This is a genomic window from Staphylococcus kloosii, from assembly GCF_003019255.1.
GTDB lineage: Bacteria > Bacillota > Bacilli > Staphylococcales > Staphylococcaceae > Staphylococcus > Staphylococcus kloosii.
Window position 1 is genome coordinate 333,020 of the sequence record NZ_CP027846.1, and the last position, 22,050, is coordinate 355,069.

17 protein-coding genes and 2 pseudogenes are annotated in these 22,050 nt (G+C 30.8%); 10 read left to right on the forward strand and 9 right to left on the reverse strand.

Annotated features, from left to right (window positions below):
- Positions 1-57 precede the first annotated feature (57 nt).
- Entirely contained in the window at positions 58-555 is a 498-nt protein-coding gene (locus C7J89_RS01715; RefSeq protein ID WP_103296109.1) for a phage tail protein, read from the reverse strand.
- A 1-nt stretch (position 556) separates the two neighbouring features.
- Positions 557-722 (reverse strand): annotated as a pseudogene (locus C7J89_RS01720) (toxin C-terminal domain-containing protein); the annotation flags it as partial.
- Between the two features lie 142 nt (positions 723-864).
- On the opposite strand from C7J89_RS01720, the gene C7J89_RS13365 reads away from it, so the two are divergent.
- The 5 genes and pseudogenes from C7J89_RS13365 to C7J89_RS01740 form a co-directional block, all read left to right on the forward strand.
- Positions 865-1,083, forward strand: coding sequence for a helix-turn-helix domain-containing protein (locus tag C7J89_RS13365; RefSeq protein ID WP_233432438.1), 219 nt, complete (start codon positions 865-867; stop codon positions 1,081-1,083).
- Positions 1,047-1,907 (forward strand): IS30 family transposase, encoded by an 861-nt coding sequence (locus tag C7J89_RS01725; protein ID WP_233432448.1) that lies wholly within the window; start codon positions 1,047-1,049, stop codon positions 1,905-1,907. The genes C7J89_RS13365 and C7J89_RS01725 overlap by 37 nt, the downstream gene beginning before the upstream one ends.
- Before the next feature lie 44 nt (positions 1,908-1,951).
- Positions 1,952-4,585, forward strand: coding sequence for a fibrinogen-binding adhesin SdrG C-terminal domain-containing protein (locus C7J89_RS01730; protein ID WP_103296110.1), 2,634 nt, complete (start codon positions 1,952-1,954; stop codon positions 4,583-4,585).
- 72 nt (positions 4,586-4,657) lie between these two features.
- Entirely contained in the window at positions 4,658-6,277 is a 1,620-nt protein-coding gene (locus tag C7J89_RS01735; RefSeq protein WP_103296111.1) for a poly(glycerol-phosphate) alpha-glucosyltransferase, read from the forward strand.
- Between the two features lie 251 nt (positions 6,278-6,528).
- Positions 6,529-6,657: pseudogene (locus C7J89_RS01740) on the forward strand (transposase); the annotation flags it as partial.
- Between the two features lie 490 nt (positions 6,658-7,147).
- Here C7J89_RS01740 and C7J89_RS01745 read toward each other — a convergent pair.
- The 5 genes from C7J89_RS01745 to C7J89_RS13380 all read right to left on the reverse strand — a co-directional run bounded on the left by C7J89_RS01745 (position 7,148) and on the right by C7J89_RS13380 (position 13,171).
- Positions 7,148-8,233 (reverse strand): acyltransferase, encoded by a 1,086-nt coding sequence (locus C7J89_RS01745; protein WP_211295549.1) that lies wholly within the window; start codon positions 8,231-8,233, stop codon positions 7,148-7,150.
- 453 nt (positions 8,234-8,686) lie between these two features.
- Positions 8,687-9,385 carry a M15 family metallopeptidase gene (locus C7J89_RS01750; RefSeq protein WP_103296114.1) on the reverse strand — a complete coding sequence of 233 codons (699 nt, stop codon included), beginning with the start codon at positions 9,383-9,385 and terminating at the stop codon, positions 8,687-8,689.
- A gap of 460 nt (positions 9,386-9,845) precedes the next feature.
- Positions 9,846-10,634: an EcsC family protein gene (locus C7J89_RS01755; RefSeq protein ID WP_211295550.1), complete on the reverse strand. Its 789-nt coding sequence runs from the start codon at positions 10,632-10,634 to the stop codon at positions 9,846-9,848.
- Between the two features lie 1,168 nt (positions 10,635-11,802).
- On the reverse strand, positions 11,803-12,630 hold the full coding sequence (locus tag C7J89_RS13375; RefSeq protein ID WP_103296180.1) for a VanW family protein: 828 nt from the start codon (positions 12,628-12,630) through the stop codon (positions 11,803-11,805).
- Positions 12,623-13,171: a YqeG family HAD IIIA-type phosphatase gene (locus C7J89_RS13380; protein ID WP_106884376.1), complete on the reverse strand. Its 549-nt coding sequence runs from the start codon at positions 13,169-13,171 to the stop codon at positions 12,623-12,625. The genes C7J89_RS13375 and C7J89_RS13380 overlap by 8 nt, the downstream gene beginning before the upstream one ends.
- Positions 13,172-13,310: 139 nt before the next feature.
- Here C7J89_RS13380 and C7J89_RS01775 point away from each other — a divergent pair, with 139 nt between their 5' ends.
- The 3 genes from C7J89_RS01775 (at position 13,311) to C7J89_RS01785 (ending at position 17,106) form a co-directional block, all read left to right on the forward strand.
- Positions 13,311-13,970 carry a beta/alpha barrel domain-containing protein gene (locus C7J89_RS01775; RefSeq protein ID WP_106884377.1) on the forward strand — a complete coding sequence of 220 codons (660 nt, stop codon included), beginning with the start codon at positions 13,311-13,313 and terminating at the stop codon, positions 13,968-13,970.
- Between the two features lie 176 nt (positions 13,971-14,146).
- Positions 14,147-15,565, forward strand: a complete 1,419-nt coding sequence (locus C7J89_RS01780) for an anion permease (RefSeq protein ID WP_106884378.1) — start codon at positions 14,147-14,149, stop codon at positions 15,563-15,565.
- 500 nt (positions 15,566-16,065) lie between these two features.
- Positions 16,066-17,106, forward strand: coding sequence for an NAD(P)-dependent alcohol dehydrogenase (locus tag C7J89_RS01785; RefSeq protein ID WP_103296162.1), 1,041 nt, complete (start codon positions 16,066-16,068; stop codon positions 17,104-17,106).
- Between the two features lie 225 nt (positions 17,107-17,331).
- Here the strand turns inward: C7J89_RS01785 and C7J89_RS01790 are convergent, their stop codons facing one another.
- Complete coding sequence (locus tag C7J89_RS01790) at positions 17,332-18,312, reverse strand: tRNA dihydrouridine synthase (RefSeq protein WP_103296161.1); 981 nt, start codon at positions 18,310-18,312, stop codon at positions 17,332-17,334.
- A gap of 236 nt (positions 18,313-18,548) precedes the next feature.
- On the opposite strand from C7J89_RS01790, the gene C7J89_RS01795 reads away from it, so the two are divergent.
- Both C7J89_RS01795 and C7J89_RS01800 read left to right on the forward strand, forming a co-directional pair.
- Positions 18,549-18,977 (forward strand): Rrf2 family transcriptional regulator, encoded by a 429-nt coding sequence (locus tag C7J89_RS01795; protein ID WP_103296160.1) that lies wholly within the window; start codon positions 18,549-18,551, stop codon positions 18,975-18,977.
- Between the two features lie 182 nt (positions 18,978-19,159).
- Positions 19,160-19,798, forward strand: coding sequence for an NAD(P)-dependent oxidoreductase (locus C7J89_RS01800; RefSeq protein ID WP_103296159.1), 639 nt, complete (start codon positions 19,160-19,162; stop codon positions 19,796-19,798).
- A gap of 378 nt (positions 19,799-20,176) precedes the next feature.
- Here C7J89_RS01800 and brnQ read toward each other — a convergent pair whose 3' ends face one another.
- Entirely contained in the window at positions 20,177-21,535 is a 1,359-nt protein-coding gene (gene brnQ / locus C7J89_RS01805; protein WP_170066453.1) for a branched-chain amino acid transport system II carrier protein, read from the reverse strand.
- Positions 21,536-22,050 lie beyond the last annotated feature (515 nt).

A 22,050-nucleotide genomic window follows, 5' to 3' on the forward strand; every position in this document is an offset into this window, starting at 1 on the left:
ATAGATAGACATAGATTATTTAATAATCTATGTCTATCTTAAAAATTATTATATGACTTAATAAAAAGTATCTATAAAATCATTAAATGCTGTTTTAACATAATCAAGTGAGTCTTTAGATAAACTAATAATATCTATAACAGAATTGCTAATATAGAGCATATTTTCTTGATTATAGAATACAATAAATGGTTCAACTAAACCTCTTTGAATATATAAAGAATAATTAATTATTTCTATATTTTTTATATTTTCAATAGTTGCAAAAACATACTTTTCATCCGCAGAATGGATTTCTTCATGCCAGTTAGTAATAGTTAAAAAACGACCAATTCTTGTTTTTTCTCTAAATCTAACGGGGTATAAATATTCAGATAAAAAGGTGCATTTTGTATTTGATTGATTGCTAAATAATGTATTAATAATATTAGAAAATTGCTTATTATTGAGAACGTTAATATCTATGCGCACCCTATTTTCATCTGATGTCTGAAAATAGGGTGTTTCATGTTCTAAGTCAAAATATATTTGTTGTTCATTGAGGTTAATAATCATTTTAATCTCCAATTCTATTTAGGTTAGCATCGTATGTGCCACTTCTTGTTTTCTTACTACCTAAATTCTTAATACTGCTTGCACTCTTCATTATGTCCATCTTTATCAACAGTTACATATTTAGGATTCCCTTTACTATTTTGCTTGAAAACTTTTGCCCCTAAACTAAACATGGCTGATATCAAAAACAAGTCCTGTTTTTGATACGACGAATTGTAATATTAAGTGCAACACTAATAAAATTTCATAAAAAGGCCCATGATTGGCACTTTATTGTAAGATGTTAAAAACACATACAAGGGTGCCAATATGAGCTATATTCATCTTACAATAACTGAACGAGCAAGTATAGAGATTCTTAGAAAAGAAATTTATTCTTTGAGAGCTATTGCCAATCGGTTAAACCGTTCGGTTTCTAATGTCTCTCGTGAAATTAAACAAATAAATCAAAACATAATTATGTTGCTCAAAAAGCTCAAACCAATTATGAAATTCGTAAAAAGAATTGTGGACGTCCTTCTAAATTGACTAGTGACCTAATGAATACAATTATTAAATATTTGAAATTAAATTGGTCACCTGAACTGCTTGTTGGAAGATTACTTCAAAACAATGTTTGCTTTAAAACTATTTATAGATGGATTAGTTCTAATTCTTTTAGTTTAAATCTATTTCCCTATTTAAGACAAAAGGGTAAAAGACAAAATCCTAAAGAAACACGAAGCTGTTTTAATGTTGGCAAATTAATATCTCAACGTTCTAAGAGTATTAAAGCGAGTAACTTTTTTGTCATTGGGAAGCTGATACTGTTATTTCAAGCAAAGGAAAAAGCAAAGGTTGTCTTGCTACTTTCGAAGAAAGAAAATCTCGTTACTACATTTGTTTCCTCATACCCTCAATCAATGGAATGCGCTATAAAACAACTCATTTCATCACTACCGAATAATGCAGTAAAAACCATTAGCGTAGATCGTGGTAAAGAATTTTGCTGTTATAAAAATATTGAATCTCAATTTGATTTTGATATTTATTTTGCTGAACCGTACTCTGCTTGCCAACAGGGAACTAATGAAAATTCCAACGGCTTACTCAGAGAATTCTTTCCTAAGAAAATTAATTTAGCTACGGTCACTCAAGTTGAGTTGGATTATGCGTTAAATTCTATTAATCATCGACCTAGAAAATGTCTTAATTGGAAGTCGTCTTATGAGATTTTAACTTATGAAAAGGTAATAATTTTAATGCAATGTAAATTAAATTTTAATATTTCATTAACTTCGTTGATTTTAAAACAATATAATTTTAAATTTATTAAAGTTTGCGATACTATATTGACCTACACAAAAATATAATATACATTTAATTGTAAAGACATATATTTAAAGGAGGATGTTATTTGAAAAATAAATATTTAAATAGCAAAATTGAGGGAATGAAGCAATCACAAAATAAGACTAATAAACACTCGATACGTAAATATTCAATTGGGACAGCATCGATTGTAATTGGAGCGATTTTATTATTTGGGGTAGAAAATGATGCTCAAGCAGATGAAATTAAAAATGATGCTCAAGATAAAAACGAAGTTAATGAAAGCCAAGGAGATTCTAAAGGTAAAATATCATCAAATAGGAATATAACTTCAGAGGTTAATCAGCAAAATGATGCTCAAAAGAATACGAATCAATTAAAATCGCCTCAAGAAAGTAATCTGGATGAAAATTTAAAAAATAATGATGCACAACAAAGTGAAGATAATTTACAAGTAGGAACTGAAGCAAACAAGATCAACCAACAAAAGCAGAATTCAGAACTAAATCAAAAACAAAGTGAAAAAATAGAAAATGAAAAAAATGTTATTAATGATAAAAGTGAAGAAGCAACTAAAGATTCTAAAGAAGATAATAAACAATTAGAATCAACGAATTTGAAAATTCAGTCAAATGAACCAAAAGAGTCAAATGATATTGTAGCACAAGGACATAATGACTCACAGCCACAAAATGAACTTCAATCAAATGTGTCATCTCAAACTAATTCTAAAGAAACAAATAATAATTTGAGTAATGAGAGTAATCATCAAGAAGCAACTAATGTTCAAAGTGATCAATTGCCAAAAGAAAAAAATACAAAAATTAATGATAACAGTTTTAATACAATAAATAATTCAAAGGTAAATGATGCACGAGTGACATCAAAAACAACAAGTGAGGATCAAACATTGTCTACACAGCCACGACAAAATAGTGTAGACAACAAAAGAAATATAGTATCTAGAGTGGCTGCAGGAAATGCCACTAATCAAAATGTAAACGATAAAATTTCTGTAGATAACTTCAAATTCGATAGCAAAACTATGGACCCAAACCAAAGTGGATATACTCAAATGAGTGCAAATTTCAAAGTGAATGGTTCAGTAAACAAAGGTGACTATTTTACTTTCGATATACCAGATAATTTAACAATCGATGGTGATATTGACTACAGTAAAGTAGGTAATACAATGAACCTTGCTGATCTTAAAAATGCTGAAGGTCAAGTCGTAGCTACTGGTACTTATGATACTATTTCGAAAAGAGGTACATATACTTTCACGGATTATGTAAATGACAAGAAAAATGTGACAGGTCAGTTTAGTTCTCCAATTTGGACAGATAGAAAGAAAACACCTAATAGTGGAGCTTATCCGCTAACGTTTGATATGGCTGGGAAAAAGTTCAATTCAAGCATAAATATTCAATATAGTAGTCCTTTCCAAGGTCAAAGCGGAGATAGTGGAGCCAATATCTCTTCTTTTATTACTAAAATTGATAAAGATTCTGGAAATCGTAGTTATAAACAAACGATATATGTCAACTCGCTTTCAAAAAATTTATATAATAGTAACGTAAGAATCCAAGGTTATCATAACGATCCTGGGACAAGCAGTACATTAGTTAATTTAGAAAACACTAACTTAAAAATATACGAGGTTAGTGATCCTACTAAACTAAATGAGAGTTATTATGTAGATACAAATAACAATAATTTGAAAGATGTCACTAATCAATTTAGTAATCGTATGTGGGACAATGGAGATAACAGTGTAAGTATTAATTTTGGTTCAACTAATAAAACTTATGTGATAATGGTTGATGGTCAATATGATGATAGTGGTAATGATGTTAAAACAAGAGTGACTGAGAATAACAAGGATTACTACGGTAATAGTAATTCATATTATTGGGATAATCAAAATATATTAAGACACGGTAATGGTACTGCTGATGGGGATGAAAGTGATGCCGACGCCGATGCAGATGCCGATGCAGACGCTGATTCAGACGCTGATGCAGACGCAGACGCCGATGCGGACGCAGATGCCGATGCGGACGCTGATTCAGATGCGGATGCAGATGCTGATGCGGATGCCGACGCCGATGCAGACGCGGACGCTGATGCCGACGCCGATTCAGATGCCGATGCGGACGCTGATGCGGACGCCGATGCCGATGCGGATGCAGACGCCGATTCAGATGCCGACGCAGACGCGGACGCTGATTCAGACGCCGATGCCGATGCCGATGCAGACGCGGACGCTGATGCAGACGCCGATTCAGATGCCGATGCGGACGCTGATGCCGACGCCGATGCAGATGCCGATGCGGACGCTGATGCGGACGCCGATGCCGATGCGGATGCAGACGCTGATGCAGACGCCGATGCGGATTCAGACGCTGATGCGGACGCCGATGCGGATTCAGACGCCGATGCAGATGCAGATGCGGATGCAGATGCAGATGCCGATGCGGATGCAGACGCTGATGCAGATGCAGATGCAGATGCCGATGCGGATGCCGATGCAGATGCCGACACCGATAACAATTCATATAATCATAGTGATAAAAATCATTCACAACCTCAAGATAAAAATTTACCTGAGACTGGTGAAAATGATACGAAAAATAACACTTTATTAGGTGGACTTTTAGCGGGTCTAGGTTCATTATTGTTGTTTAGACGTAGAAAGAGTCAAAAATCTAATCAATAAGTTTTAATATAAATATAATTATTCGTTAAGAAGGGGGCATAACGCCCCCTTTTTATTTAATGTAAGAGGAGAATGTTATTGGAAAAGCAAATATATGAGTTATTAAAAAAAATTGATAATAATCATGAAAATGTTGAGAAGATATTTATTAGTATTGGTGCTCCAAATGTTAAAGCACAGGTCATATTAATAAAAAATACAATAAAACTTAAATATCAATTATTCAAACTTTTAAAAAAATATAATAAAAGGTTTGGTTATTACCCTAGTTGGGTTAAGGTAGACGTGGTTACAAATGAACAACATGTTTTATTTGACGATGTAACAAAGGAATTGATAAATACTAGAAGAAACTATGTGACATTTGGCTTTGCATTAGATGAGAGATGGTCTTTATCATTTTTGCCAGAGGAAATAAATGCTAATGCTTTCGTTAGACCATCAAAAAGTGATAAAAATAATAGAGAAATTGCAGAAAACAATATTACTCATTTTTTAAAACATTACAAAAACTTGAATATAAACTTTTCTTTAAATGACTATTTTGGAAAAAAAGTTACAACTTTTTTAACTCAAGGATATTTTATTGCTCATAATGAGTTATATGATTTGTATGGAACAGGTTATATGAAAGGGATTAGAAGAGTTAATAACTTAACTAACGAATTAGATAAGTTAATTGAAACTAGTACAAATTATTTAAAGAATGAAATACAAGAAAATGGGAAATTTGTTTATGGTTATTTTCCTCATTTTGATCGAAAAATTAATTATTACAATGTATTGAGACATTCCTCTTCAGCATATGCTTTGACCGAGGGATTAAATTATTTAAATGAAGATACAACAATAATTGAAAAGACGTTAACTTACATTATAAATTATCATTATTATGAAGACGGTAATAATGCGTATATTTTTGATGATACAAATAATATTAATGAGATTAAATTAGGACAAAATGCATCATTTATTTTTGCAGTATGTGAATATTTAAATACTACAAAAAATGCTGATAACTATTTGGTATATGCTCAGAAAGTTGCTAACGGTATTTTAACTATGATTGATTTTAATAATATGAAGACAAAGCACGTATTAAATTATCCTGACTTATCTGTAAAAGAAGATTTTAGAGTGATTTATTATGATGGTGAAGCAGCTTTAGCCTTATTAAGGTTATATGAAATCGACGGTAACAAAAAATGGTTAGAAACTGTAGAAAATTTATTTGAGCAATTTATATTTAATAAGTATTGGGAATACAATGATCATTGGTTAGGGTATTGTACCAATGAATTAGTTAAGTATTTGCCGAAAGAAAAGTACTATAGATTTGGAATGCTTAATGTATCTAATAAATTAAATTATATTTATCATAGAGAAACTACGTTCCCTACTTTTCTGGAAATGCTAATGTCTACCTATCATTTAGTTCAATCAGCTAAAAATAATGGTTATAGTAAAGTAGTTGAGGAGATGATAGATGAAGAAAAACTTTTATCTACTATACATAAACGTGCTGATTACGAAAGAACTGGTTATTTTTATCCAGAGGTGGCTATGTATTTTAAAAATCCACAACGTATTTTAGGGAGCTTTTTTATAAAACACCATGGTTACCGTGTGAGAATTGATGATATTGAGCACTATCTTTCTGGATATGTCCAATATCAATTAGTATTTAAATAAAATGGTTAAGTTATATTAACAACTCATAGAATAGTAACCCCAAATATATTTTATTTGTTAAAAATTAAAAAATGGCAAAAGATTTATACCTTAATCTTAAAAATAAGATTGAGGTTTTTTGTGTAATTAAAACCATACGCTATGCGTATGGTACAGTATGGGTTCACCGTTGTATTAAAAAATGCATCTCTACATGTTAGAATAATATTTGGTCAGCCAACCAAAATTAACAACACGAGGAGATGCATTAAATGTCATCAGACACAAACAGTTTAGCACATACAAAATGGAATTGTAAGTACCACATTGTGTTTGCGCTAAAATATCGTAGACAAATTATTTATGGAAAAATAAAAAGAGATATCGGCGTCATTTTAAGGCTGGATAATAATAGAAGTTTATAGCTGCAGAATAAACCACCCGTTATGCGGGTGGTTTTGATTTATATAAAGTGAAATAGTTATATCAATTCAAGTCACTTATGATTAGGACATTGAATTCCTAAAGATTCTTTAAACTAGTTTCTTTGATTAATGTTTAGGTGGTCTTTAACAGATAAGAATCCTTATGATCTTTTTGTCTAATGTTTTTAGATTTGTATAATAATATTATCTCTGGGGCTCAATATGGCAGACCTGTATTAGCGAATAATAAAACTAATTTTAATGAATACCAACTTCGAGAGTCTCGTCTGAATATCCAATTTTCATGATGATATTCGTTTAAAAAGAAACTCTAAGGCATTCTCGCTCTGAATATAGAAATAAGTTTAGCAAACTAAAAAGATATTTAAGAGGCTACTAAATAACCGTAAATACTGGTTTTTAGTAGCCTCTTTCTTAGAATAAAAAGTTATGAAAATTGGTTAAACTAAAGTGTTGCCCTACGATTAAGGTAATTAGTTTGTTTACTTACAATTAATGATTTTTTAGGTACTGGTACTATATAGTTTCCGTTCGGAATTCTAATAAGCAGATTAATGATTATTACAGATATCATAACGATAACAATAAATAAAATACCGTATAATAATAAGCTATCTCTATTATCAAAAACGGGTATTTTCATTACAAGCCATTTTACTAAAGGATGAACTAAATAAATTCCCATAGAGTAATTACCGATTAAAGTTAGTATTTGCATGATTGGTTTAACTTTTCTAATAAGCAAATAAAAATAAATTAAAAATGCTAAGAAAAAAGGTGTATATAATAAAAATATTGGATGGGATGAAGTTACAAAATGATCTAAATCAATGAATATTAAAAATGAGATGAAAATGACTGCAATAGAAGGTAATAATAAATTTTTATACTTTCTAATACCGTTGTTTATCTCCTTATAATATTTAGCAAAAATTATCCCTAAAATAAAATAAGAAAGCCAATTGAAAATAAATGCTCTACTCGTAACAAATGCCCCTATAACAGGTATATCGATTGTAAATTTTTCGTAGTTTAATTGCCAAAAAATAGTGAGTATTGTTGAAAAAGCGTATGTAAATAATAAGGGTGGCCCTTTTTTAATTTTTTGTAAAATTGGAAATAAAATATAAAACTGAAGAACGGTTAATATAAAATATAAATGGTAATTTCCAGTACCATATAAATAATACTCAATAAAATTTTTATCACTATCTAAAGTCACTTCAACAACACCTAAGTAATATAAATAAACAGTAGTCCAAATTATATAGGGTACAAATATTTTAGTGAAGCGTGATTTTATAAAATAGTTTAAATCAAAACCACGTTTTAAGACAGAATGAGTTAATAAAAAAGCACTAATAACTGCGAAAACAGGAGTGCCAAGTCGACCAATTTGACTAAGGTATCCTGCAATGATTGCCATACTATGATTGTTTTCGTTGCCCGTGTATGAAACAGATAAATGAACACACACGATAAACAGAGTTGCGACAGACCTAATGATAGGTATTTCTTCAATATACTTCAAAACGTGTTCCCCCAAAAAAGATTGAAATAACATACTAAATAATTATATCATAATAATTATTTAATTTAGATTTGAAAAATATAATTATTTAGATAAAAAAATTAGCGAAACCAAATAAATATATTATCTAAATTTGTGATTAAGTGAAAAATATAGAGTACTTATCTACGAATGGTTAAAAAGAGTTGCTGAGAATATGATATGAGATCATTATTAAGGTTCACTTTATATTTTTGTAGCAAAAACACTAATAAGGGAAAAGCATGTCATAAATAATGCTTATTAATAAAAGTGTTATTAATATCTGTTAGGTATGTAAAACTAAATTGCCAATATGAAGCAAGGGCGTGATGTAATTTGCTTTTATTATATTTTGAGGTACAACGTTTGAGAGAATAAAGACGAAATGCTGGACAGCACTTCGTCTTTATTTTAGTTCGAGTAGAAGGGGGTTTATGATTTTATTTTTTTTAAACCTACGTATTCTTCTAATGTTTTGCCAGATTTATGTACTTTTGTAGCTTTATCTTTTCCTAAATAGCGTATGTGCCAAGGCTCATATTGATATCCTGTGATTTTTTCTTTGCCTTTAGGGTATCTCACAATAAATCCATACTTATATGCGTTATTCGCGATCCATTGACCTTCTTTGGTTTTACCAAAACTAGTGTATAGATTGTTATTTGAATTTTTTCCACCTAGATCAAATGTAAGACCTGTTTGATGTTCAGAATAGCCTGGGCGTGCGCTATACTTATCAGCTGCTTTTTTACCGTCACGCTTCGCATAACTATCATAAAGCTTAACTTGCGTTTGATAGCTTCTATAGCCACTAATTTTATATAAGTTAATACCATCTTTTTGAGCATCATCTAATAATTGTTGTAACGCTTTTTGTGCTTCTGGATTTTCACCTGGATTATAAGAGGAAGGTAAAGTGTGCTCTTTATTTACAATTAAAATTCCATCTGCATACGTACGACCATCTTTAACGACCTTTTTATGTTTCTTTTGATTATTATCACTGCTTTTTGATTGATTAGCATGCTTCGTTTTATTTCCGGTATCATTATGTTTGTCGGACTCATGTGAACAAGATGAAAGTAATAAAGCACATGCGATTAATACTATAGAAATAGAAAATTTCTTCATGCCGATACCCCCCTTGTCTTTTCTTAAAATTAAATGTCTTAAGAATTAGGACGAGTGTAACATATGTATAAATCAAATCATACGTAGCTTGTGTGAAAAGTGAGCTTGTTTATATAAATGTAAATTAATGATAAAAGTATGATGAATTATAAATGTTAATAAGTTATTTTTCTTTTACTTAATTTTTAATTTCATCACTCAAAAAAATAACGATTGATGAGATTAACTCACCAACCGTAAAAGTGTACAATCTTAAAGACACTCCATTACCTAGTTACTAATAATAAGCAATACAATTAACAAATATATTTACATTAAAGCAAATATTTTTAATGAATTTAAAAATACGGTTTAAAAAATTAAGAATAAATCGCTTATTTAAGTATACTCATTTTATTATATAAGTGCTTGACTAATCGTTGGGAACACATTGATTTTTTACTTTGAAACAATTAATTCATTAGTTACTAAGGTTAATGCCCTCACCTTCTATAATCTTGATATCTTTTTCAATATCTTTAGAGGTATAATTGATAGCGCTACTAAGTTCATTTTTTAATTTTTTACCCATGGGTTTTAGTGATGCGTAGTTCATGCCACCAGATACAACACCACCGATAAGTGGAATTGCTTTAGAAACACCTTTTGCGAATGTATCTTTTGTTAATTTCACACCAAATGTTTTAAGCACTTTTTTCAATATTGGATAATAAATTGTCTTGGTAAGAGCTTTGCCTGGAATTGATTTTAGTGCTTGTGTGGATGCTTGTTTCGATAAAAGTCTGACTGTAGAACCAGCTGCAGTCACTCCTAACATGACTCCTAAATAAATAATTAACATATTCTTCGATGATTCAGATAGCTCATTATTTTCATCAAATAGATCTTGAAGTCCATAAATATAAGATAACTCTTGTGATAATTTTAAAGCAAAACCATAAAATTGAGCCATATCGGCTGGAATAGTCGCTGCGAGAGCAATACCGCCTGGTAAACCAGCCATAAATGATGCGCTTGTAGATTTAGCTAATGCATTATTAATAGCCTTATCAGCAACTTTATCAAGATCTTTTTTTGAAACAAGTTGAATAGGGCCTTGTTCTATTAATTGATTCATATCAATATTATAATTAGAAAACGACTTAAGTAAAAAATCTTTTCTATCAACTTTTACAAAAGGTAACTTCATTGCCTGTTCTATAACTACTAAAGCCTTGCTTTCTTCATTTTTTTTCTCCCATGCTATCACTCCATTAATATTTATTTTGTAATTTCTTACTGTAAAAGAATGGTATAATCTTCATCATTTTAAGATAAGGATTATTAGGTTTGTATATTTTTTAATCAGTTTTATTCTTGCATATAATTATATTAATCAATTTTCCACTACTTTTCTACTATTATTTTAAAAAACAATATTAAATTATTATATGATTTTATTTGATTTGTACATTTTACTTTCCATTTTCTCTTATGTTCACAAAATAATTATAATTCTTAAAGTTATTATTAAAAAATCACTTCCGATAATACATAAGAAATTTCATAAAAATCAAATTCAAAATATTAAAATATAGTTTAACGTATGTTGTATAGTAATATTAAATAAATTATTAGCTAAGAGAAATCTTTCAAATATCATAACAGCTATTGGTCTAACTACTGATAAATATTTAGTTGTTAGTTAGAAACAAAGAAGATATCAGTTGCATTGGATGTCAGGTATTTTATAATAAGTACATGGATTTTAAAAACTAAGAACATTCTGTAAATTGATGGAAAATCATGATGTAAAAAAAGAAAATACTATAAGGTTCTGGGTTAATAGAAGACATTTCAATTATATGTTTAAACTCTAATATGGGTTCTCATGATTTTATTAAACTAGATTATTGGATTAATAATCTAGATACAGTTAAAAATGATTCCGTGTTCAACAATTTATGTATATTATATTGGTAATCAACTAGTTGGATTTGTTGGTTTATATGAGAGTTATATTGTTGGTTGTTTTATTAAAGATATTTATCGCTATAGAGGAATAGGAAAAGATTACTTCAAAGGTTAAAAAATGATTATAATATACTTAAGTTGCATGTATATAAGAAAAACAAGAGAGTTATTTATTTTTATAAAAAAATCAATTTGAAATAATAGCTAAGGAATTTGAAGAAGAAACTCAAGAATTTGTGTATCTTTTGAAATGGAATAATAGAAAATCACATAAGTAAAACTAATTAACTTACTAAAAAGTTAACAAATTAAATGCTCTTTCATGCCTAAAAAGCTGAAAGAGCATTTAGTAGTGAGTAAATGAATGTTAGTTATATATGATGAATTGTATTTTAAAGATAATAAAATATTATACTTTCAAGTTTGTGCGTGATTGGATACTTCGCTTCGTGTGTATTTATATTTTATGGGGTTATTTGCTCTTTTGGTATCAAGTCATAATCAAACATAACTTTTGATTTATTATCTAATATTAGCTCTTTATTTAATACTTTAGCTGATTCTTTAGCTTCAGTAACTTTATATATTTTAGATTTTCTGTAATATATGCCATTTTCTTCCACAAAGTGATGGTTTTCTTCAACTATTTTATAATTATAGGATATAGGTTTCTCACTATTCAATGTAGCTAGTAATTCTTTATCTCGGCAGTTTAAATTTATTTGGAAGCTTTGATTTGTTGTGTTTTTAAAGCGATAGTCTACATAATTATAAGCAACAGAAGTACCATTGGCTAACGGAATACGCTTACCAATATCTGAAGCAAGTGCATCAGAGTGAAAATGAACTTCAGTAATTTTTAAAGGGCTATGTATAATCAATAAATTAATCGTGTTGGCTAAATTACACAATCCTCCCCCCATACCTGCTTCCACTTTATCATTTATGATAACGCGTCCATCTTTGTATCCATTTTTTTGAGTCACTTTACCTACTAATTTCCAAAATGAAAATTCTTCGTTAGGTTTTATTAGTATGCCGTTTATTTTTGAAGAAGATAAATCAATGTTAAAAGCTTTATTTTCCTGTAAGACTGGATCAATATCTTTACCAGTTTTAATTATTTTAGATTTATGTCTATAAACTTCATTAGGTAAAGAATCATTTAAATAACTATTCGAAAAACTGTTTTTTCTTATGAAATCTTTCATATGTCTTCGTATAATTTCTTTTTTTTCAGCTACTTTGTACCATATTGGTAAAATTTCGCTTAAACTTTTACGCTTAGTCATTATAATGCACCTCCAATTTCTCAATTTTCGCGTTTCTTTTGAAAATCCGTTTTGTTATGAAGAAAACACACAAAATAGCTTTTTCAACTCTTCTTTTTTTTCCTATTTTTATTTCATTCTCATGTAATAAATATTTAACTAGTATATTATCAATTTTTGTTAAATTAGCTCCGAGTATATCAGTGAATATTTGATCTCCTATTAATAAAACTTCAGTTTTTTCAACTTCTAATCTTTCAACAGCTTTAATATATCCATTTTTATTTGGCTTATTTGCTTCATCTATAAATGCAGTTTTTATATTTTTATTAAAACTTTCAATTCGGCTTGCACTATTATTTGATAAAAATATTGTTCTAAATCCAATGTTATGTATTTTTTCAAACAATTCATCGATTTCTTTTGTTGAATCTAAACCATGGGGAACTAGTGTACTATCAATATCAAAAATTAATCCTCTGTAACCAAGTTCGTATACTTTATTAAAATCTATATCAAAAACATTTCTTATATATAGATTCGGAAATAAATTATTAATCATTTTAACGCTACACCTCCTTTTTTATAGCAAATTTTAATTATTAATATTTTTATTGTATTGTATTGTGTTGCGTTAAAGTGTAAACTACCTATTAACTTAAGTCAAATTAAGGTTTGAATATATAAGGGGGAGTATTTTTATGAATTCTGAACTTGTTGTGATGCTAACTTATAACGATTTCACAGTTGAAAATGCATTTGAAGTATTTGAAGAATGTAAAAATTCAAAAGCTAAGTATTGGGGATTTAAAGATAAAGGAATCGAATTAGAAGAAATGATATCGTTGTTTGATTATATGAAACAATGCAATAAAACTACTGTTTTAGAAATAGTTGAATATGAAGAAAAGAAATGCTTAGAAGGCGCATATTTAGCGAAAATCTGCAAATGTGATATTTTAATGGGCACTAATTTTTATCACTCAGTGAATGATTATTGTAAAAAACATAATATAAAATATATGCCTTTTGCCGGTAACATATGTGATAGACCGTCTATACTTCATGGCGAAATTGAGGAAATTATTAAAGAAGCCAATGATTATCTAGATGCTGGAATTCATGGAATTGATTTGCTTGGATATCGTTATGTAGGAAATCCAACAGAACTAATCGCTGAAGTTGTAGCAAATATAGATGTTCCAGTTTGTGTTGCTGGGAGTATAGATTCTTATGAGAAACTGGATTTCATAAAAACTGTGTCACCATGGGGTTTCACAATTGGTAGCGCATTTTTCGATGGTGAATTTGATGGCACTTTTTCAGAACAAATTGAGAAGGTATATAATTATATAAATTAGTGATGCTAGGATATTAAGGTATTTAAATTATTTTTAAATTATATTAATAGTAAGAACTATTTAAAAAATTAGTTGTCAGAAAACTTTTTCTTATTTCATATTTACATATTATAACGATAGGCGTAGATTGTTATGTGTAAGAAGTAATAATGTGTGGAAGAAAGGAAAGTTTCAAAATGCAAAATTCAATAAAATACCGTAAATTTATTTTACCCCTAATTATCGGTATAATCATTTGTGCACTTACGCCTATTAAACCGGATGCATTGAGTACACAAGCTTGGTTAATGTTTGCTATATTTGTCACAACTATTGTTGCTTGTATTACGCAGCCTATGCCTATTGGTGCTGTATCTATACTAGGTTTTACAGCAATGGTTTTAACTGGCGTAACGGACATAAAAACTGCAGTAGCAGGATTTGGAAATAACAGTATTTGGCTTATTGCGATAGCCTTTTTTATTTCTAGAGGTTTCGTCAAAACAGGTTTAGGTCGCCGTATTGCACTACAATTTGTAAAGCTCTTTGGTAAAAAAACTTTAGGCTTGGCCTATTCACTTGTCGGCGTTGATCTTATACTTGCACCTGCTACTCCTAGTAATACCGCACGTGCAGGTGGCATCATGTTCCCAATTATCAAATCTTTATCGGAATCATTTGATTCAAATCCGAAACAAGGCACAGAGCGTAAAATGGGTGCTTTTCTTATATTTACTGAATTCCAAGGTAATTTAATTACTGCTGCAATGTTCTTAACAGCGATGGCAGGTAATCCTTTGGCACAAAACCTTGCAGAAAGCACTGCCCATATAAATATTACGTGGATGGATTGGTTTTTAGCCGCTTTAGTACCTGGATTAGTATCACTGATTGTCGTACCGTACATCATTTATAAAATTTATCCCCCAAGTGTTAAAGAAACACCTAACGCTAAACATTGGGCTAATAATGAATTATCTAAGATGGGAAATATTTCAACTTCAGAAAAATTCATGATTGTTATTTTTATTATCTCATTAGCCTTATGGGTACTAGGTAGCCTTATTCACATTGATGCTACTTTAACAGCATTTATTGCATTAGCGTTATTATTGTTAACAGGTGTACTTGAATGGAAAGATATTTTGAACGAGACAGGTGCATGGAATACATTAGTATGGTTCTCAGTACTTGTTCTAATGGCAGATAGATTAAATAAATTAGGATTTATTCCATGGTTAAGTAAACTCATAGCAACAAGTTTAGGTAACTTCAATTGGCCAATAGTGCTCATTATTCTTATCGTATTTTACTTTTATTCACACTATTTATTTGCGAGCTCAACAGCACATGTTAGCGCGATGTATGCCGCTTTATTAGGCGTAGCAGTTGCTGCAGGTGCACCACCATTATACAGTGCACTCATGTTAGGTTTCTTCGGTAACTTGCTAGCTTCAACAACACATTACAGTAGTGGCCCAGCGCCAATATTATATTCAGCAGGCTATATCACCCAAAAACGTTGGTGGACTATGAATTTCATTTTAGGTATCGTCTATTTCATTATTTGGATTGGTTTAGGCTCAGTTTGGATGAAATTAATCGGTATTTTATAAAGTTAAGTGTAGTAACGATGGGCCATTCACCTTTGCTTCTATCTGATAATTGTTGAATTGATGTTGTGACCTTCATATGTTTATAGGTATATAGAGAAAAGTTTTAGAAGTTGAAGAGACAGTCATATTTTTATTGCCTAAAAATTTAAAAGAACAAGAATTTTTGGCTAAATTATAACTTGGTCAGAGATTTGATTATAAATATAAATGAGATTGAGAGAATAGTATAATTACTGTTCTCTTTTTTTATTGTATAGACTACCAATGTGATTCATTGATTTTAGCGATACATCTATACTTCTTTACATTTTTTTACCTACAGTATCGTAAAATTGAATTTCACCATTAGATGTTACTTTAAAACTCGTTTTCTCAAAACTCTCCACACTACTCACTACTAAGTCATATAAATTGACGTTGCTAAACACCAAGTCTATTATTGTCCAAGAAGAATACTAATGAAGGTATTCTATCTGGTTTTTTAATGGAGGAAATAATATATGTTAAATGTAAAAGCTAGAGCGGTAAATAGTCCGGATTCTGATTTTTATGCTACAGAAATAACAAGACGAGATCTTGATAAAAATGATATTTTGATTGAAATTAAATATGCAGGTATATGTCATTCAGATATTCATACTGCACACGGAGAGTGGGGCCCAGTTCACTATCCATTAGTACCGGGTCATGAAATTGCTGGTATTGTTAAAGAAGTCGGTTCAGATGTTAGTAAATATCAAGTAGATGACCGTGTTGGTGTTGGTTGTATGGTAGACTCATGCGGTGAATGTGAACATTGTAAAAACGGTGAAGAGCAGTATTGTACAAAAGGTATGGTTGGTACATATGCCGGTACGGATAGATATGGCGAACCAACTCAAGGTGGCTACTCAACACATATCGTTGTACATGAAGATTTTGTGCTACGTATTCCTGATAATATTAGTTTAGATGCGGCTGCACCTTTACTATGTGCTGGTATTACGACATATTCACCTTTAAATCACTGGAAAGCATACGAAGGTAAAAACGTTGCTATTATTGGTATGGGTGGACTTGGTCACATGGCTGTTCAAATTGCACATGCTATGGGAGCTGAAGTAACTGTATTATCAAGAACATTAAGCAAAAAAGAAGATGGCTTGAAATTAGGTGCTTCTAATTATTATGCAACAAGCGATGAATCAACATTCGAACAACTTACGAATTCATTTGATTTAATTATTAATACAGTAAGTGCTAATTTACCTTTAGATGACTATCTTAAATTATTAAGATTAGACGGTACACTTGTGAACGTTGGCGCACCAGCGGAACCCGTGTCATTACGTGTAGCTAGTCTTATAGGTCATCGTAGATCATTCGCAGGTTCAGCGATTGGTGGCATAAGAGAAACTCAAGAAATGTTAGATTTCTGTTCAGAACACAATATTAAACCACAAATTGAACTAATTTCTGCAGATCAAATTGATGAAGCGTATGAAAGAGTACTATCTTCAGACGTTAAATATCGTTTCGTTATTGATACAAGTACAATGTAATATAAAAAGTGGAAGCTGAGCAAAAGCTCATTTGTATAAAAAAGATTTTTTAGTTTCGCTTTGGCAAAGATGACTAGAATTGAAAAAGCTCAATACAAGGCATTTTCAACCCATTCATATACTGTCATATATAACCAAAAATCCCCTGTTAACCATAATGTTAGCAGGGGATTTTCATGCGATAAAATATAAAGAATAATTTCTAATTTTTCACTTTAACTTATATTAAGATATGACACTATCTTCCATTTGAGCTTCGAAGTCATCGATTAATCCGCGTGCTTGGTCTGTCGTTTCCGTGCTCATCAATTTATGACGTAGCTCGCTAGCCCCTCTGATGCCACGTACATAGATTTTAAAGAATCTGCGTAGGCTTTTGAATTGTCGTGTTTCTTCTTTTGAATATTTATTGAACAGTGTTAGATGTAATCTTAATAAATCTAATAGTTCTTTGCTCGTATGTTCGCGTGGTTCTTTTTCGAAAGCGAAAGGATTATTAAAAATGCCTCTGCCAATCATCACGCCGTCTATACCATATTTTTCTGCAAGTTCGAGACCTACTTGTCTGTCTGGAATATCACCGTTAATCGTTAATAATGTATCTGGTGCAACCTCGTCGCGTAATTTTTTAACGGCTTCGATTAATTCCCAGTGTGCATCTACTTTACTCATCTCTTTACGTGTACGTAGATGGATAGATAAGTTGGCAATATCTTGTTCAAAGACGTGTCTTAACCAGTCTTTCCACTCGTCGATTTCATAATAACCAAGACGTGTTTTAACGCTTACCGGTAGACCACCTGCTTTAGCTGCTTGAATAATTTCGGCCGCAGTTTCAGGTCGTAGAATCAAACCTGACCCTTTACCTTTCTTTGCAACATTGTCTACGGGACAGCCCATATTTAAATCAATACCTTTAAAGCCCATATCAGCCAAACCAATACTCATTTCTCGAAAATGATCTGGTTTATCGCCCCAAATATGAGCGACCATTGGCTGCTCATCTTCACTAAATGTTAAGCGTCCACGAACACTGTGTATGCCTTCGGGATGACAAAAGCTTTCAGTGTTAGTAAATTCAGTGAAAAATACATCAGGTCGCGCTGCTTCACTGACTACATGACGAAAAACGATATCCGTAACGTCTTCCATAGGTGCCAAAACAAAAAAAGGACGTGGTAACTCACTCCAAAAATTTTCTTTCATAATATATTTAAACCTTCTTATTTATTAGTATAATCGAATTTTTATCCATGATGATATTACCACAAATCGTACACTTATACAAAAGGAATTTGTCTAGTTATGACCTATGCCAAGGGGTGTCTTAAGGTAGTCTAAAATATAGATGGAGGCTAGTGCTTTCAACAATGAAGAAGTGGAATGAATTATATTGACATTAACTCAAGGTGTAACTATAATGGTTACATGAGGTGGTTGTTTTGAAAATTAGCAGTCGTTTTACGGTAGCTGTTCATATTTTAGCTTTGATTAAAGTAGAAAGAGAATATACTTTAACGTCAAATCAAATAGCAAATAGTGTGAACACGAATCCGGTAGTAATACGCAGATTGATGGGAAAACTTAAAGATGCTGGTTATATTGAAGTGTCTCGAGGCAACTCAGGTGTTAGACTTTTAAAACCTTTAGATGAAATTACGTTGTTTGACGTATACAATGCTGTAGAAGTTGTTGAAAAAGGGCGTCTATTTCAAATACATGAGGATACTAATATTAATTGTACAGTAGGTGCAAACATTCAAGTTGTGTTGGAAGTCATTTTAGAAAATGCGCAAGAAGCAATGGAGTCAGTATTGAAAAATGTAACTTTACAAAATATAGTGGATAAAATATTAGTGAATAACGGATAAACTTATCCGTGTGCCTATGATGTAACTGTAACTATTACAATTACAACTAAAATATTTACTTAATTATATTAAAACAATATCAACCCCCTTAATAATCCTTATTGAAAGGAGTTACTGTTTTACCTCAATTAGCGGTAATTTTAAATTTGCAATAATTATAAATAATTAGGAGGATTTTATTTATGAAAATTGGAATAATTGGAGCAAGTGGTAAAGTTGGTAATCTAGTATTAAGAGAAGCAATTGAAAGAGGACATGACGTAACAGCAATTGTTAGAAATGCATCGAAAATATCAGATAGTAATGTTAAAGTAATAGAAAAAGAAATATATGATATAACTTCAGATGACTTAAAAGATTTGGATGTAGTCGTTAACGCCTTTGGTGCACCACTTGGTGAAGAAGAAGCACATGTAAAAGCTGGCCGTGCATTAATTGAAGCATTAAAAGGTACAAATACAAGAGTAATCGTTGTGGGTGGCGCAGGTAGTTTATATGTTGACGAAGCACAAACAACGATATTGATGGATACACCTGAATTTCCTGAAGCGTTCGCACCAACTGCTAAAGGTCAAGGTAGAAATTTACAAGATTTAAAAGCTACACAAGATATAACTTGGACATTCGTAAGCCCATCTGCCGATTTTAATGCTGAAGGTGAAAGAACAGGAAGCTATCAATCAGGCAAAGATAATTTATTAGTTAATACTAATGGCAATAGTTACATTAGCTATGCTGATTTTGCGATAGCATTAGTAGATGAGATAGAAAATCCACAACATATAAATGAACGTTTTACAGTAGTTGGAGAAGAAAAGTAAAATAATAATCATTTTTTTATATAGTAACGTTGAAAGTAAATCATTCAACTTTAGAGAATTTAGCAGAAATTAAGTTTTCCTAAAAATTGAGAGATTTACTATCATAAGGTGGTATCAAACCCGCTAAAATTTAAAAGTAAATTAATCTAGAATAATTTAAAAGCATTAAGGCATGTTCTGAAATAGGAACTGTCTTCTAACTTACGTTTAAGAAGCGCATAAGTTAAACGAAAATGACCATGTCCGTGGCAAAATTGTATTAATTAACAATTCTTAATAAACTAAAAACAAGCATACCACTTTATTTCCTGGGAAATTAGTTAAGTGGTATGCTTGTTTATTTTGTATATAGGGTTTGGGAATTTCTACTGTGCAATACTATGAACGCTTAACGCGTGTCTTTTTGACTTTGTACACGATAAATCCAATAACAAATCCTAATAGTGCAGGGGTTACCCAACCCATACCAATTGTAAAGAATGGTAGGTATTTTTGACTAAATGAGATTATACTATGTGCAAATTGTGTATTTACAATGATTGCTGGGCTAGCTTTGATACCGTCCGCAAACGAGGCCACTAGCGTGAAATAGGTAGTAAATTGATAGACAATTTTCGAATGATTAAATAATGAACTGAATAGTGTGAGTAAAATAATCGTAATGGCTAACGGATATAAGAACATTAATACCGGTGTTGAATAAGCGATAATTTTTGTTAAACCGATATTAGCAAAAACGCAAGAAATGATACTAACGACTGTCGCAAACATTAAATAATTTTGTTTTGGAAATAGCTCTGAAAATGTTTCTGAAAATGCCGTAATTAAACCTATAGCTGTTTTTAAACATGCAACGATAATGATTAATGACAGTAAAATAATGCCATAATCGCCTAAGTAATATTGTGCAATTTGTGCGAGTGCGATACCGCCATTTTCGCTCATTTTGAAATGGCCTAAACTCATCGTACCCATAAATGCTAATAAGCTGTATATAACACCCATTAAAATGATGCTGATCGTACCGGATTTTACTGTTTCTTTGGCAATGTGACTAGGATTGGTAACACCAAGCTTTTTAATCGTTGTAACGACGATAATACCAAAAGCGAGTGCTGCTAAGGCATCTAATGTGTTGTAGCCGTCTATAAATCCTTTTAATAGAGCACTGCTTTCATAATCTGGGCTAATTTTAGCATTGGAAATATCACCCATAGGATTAATAAAGGCTAATACGATCAATAATCCTAACAATATTAAAAATACTGGATTTAGAAACTTCCCAATGTATTCTAAAATTCTAGAAGGCTTTTTAGAGAAAAACCAAGCCACAAAAAAGAACAATACGCTAAAGATGAGTAGGTACAATGTGATTGATGATTTAGAAATAAATGGTGTGAAAGCTATCTCAAATGAAGTTGTAGCTAATCTCGGTAATGCATAAAACGGGCCAATGACGAGATAAAGTAATATTGTGAAAATGTATGCATATTTAGTACTTACTCTTGAAGCAATATCAAAAATACCATTTGTCTTAGAAATACCTATAGCGATAATGCCTAAAAAAGGTAAACCAATTGCTGTAAGCAAGAAACCTAAATCTGCCTTAAAAATATTTGAACCGGCTGATTGGCCTAAATGTATAGGGAATATAAGGTTACCTGCGCCAAAAAACAAGCCGAATAATAGTGAGCCAATAAATATATTTTCTTTGAAACTAAGTTTATTTTTCATGATGATTTATGCTGTCTCCTAATATATTTTCTTTGAAACTAAGTTTATTTTTCATGATGATTTATGCTGTCTCCTAATATGTTTTCATTCAATTTTAAATAAGATGTTGGCGTAGAACGTAAAATTTATGCAAATTAATACGTTGGATAGGACGAACAATACGCTTATGATTGCATCCAAAATTAAGAAGTATTGCATAGTCCACTAACACACTTATTAAAGCATTATAACAAGCATGAGAGACAACTGGAAGAACAAATAAAGATGGTGTGCGATATAAATAACACATATAAAGTACTCGTTTTGTCATAAATAATTCCTGAAAAATATCTTCATAAGTAAATATAAAAAATAATTAATAATATTTGGTAGTGTTAATTATATTTACTTAGTTTAGTAAAAAATTGTTAACTCTTTAATCACTAGGAATTTTATATATTTCAATTTATACGTTCTTTAGGTCTATATGATTTAACTTTAGCTAATATAATGAGTTCTCATGTTTTATCGTTGAGTGG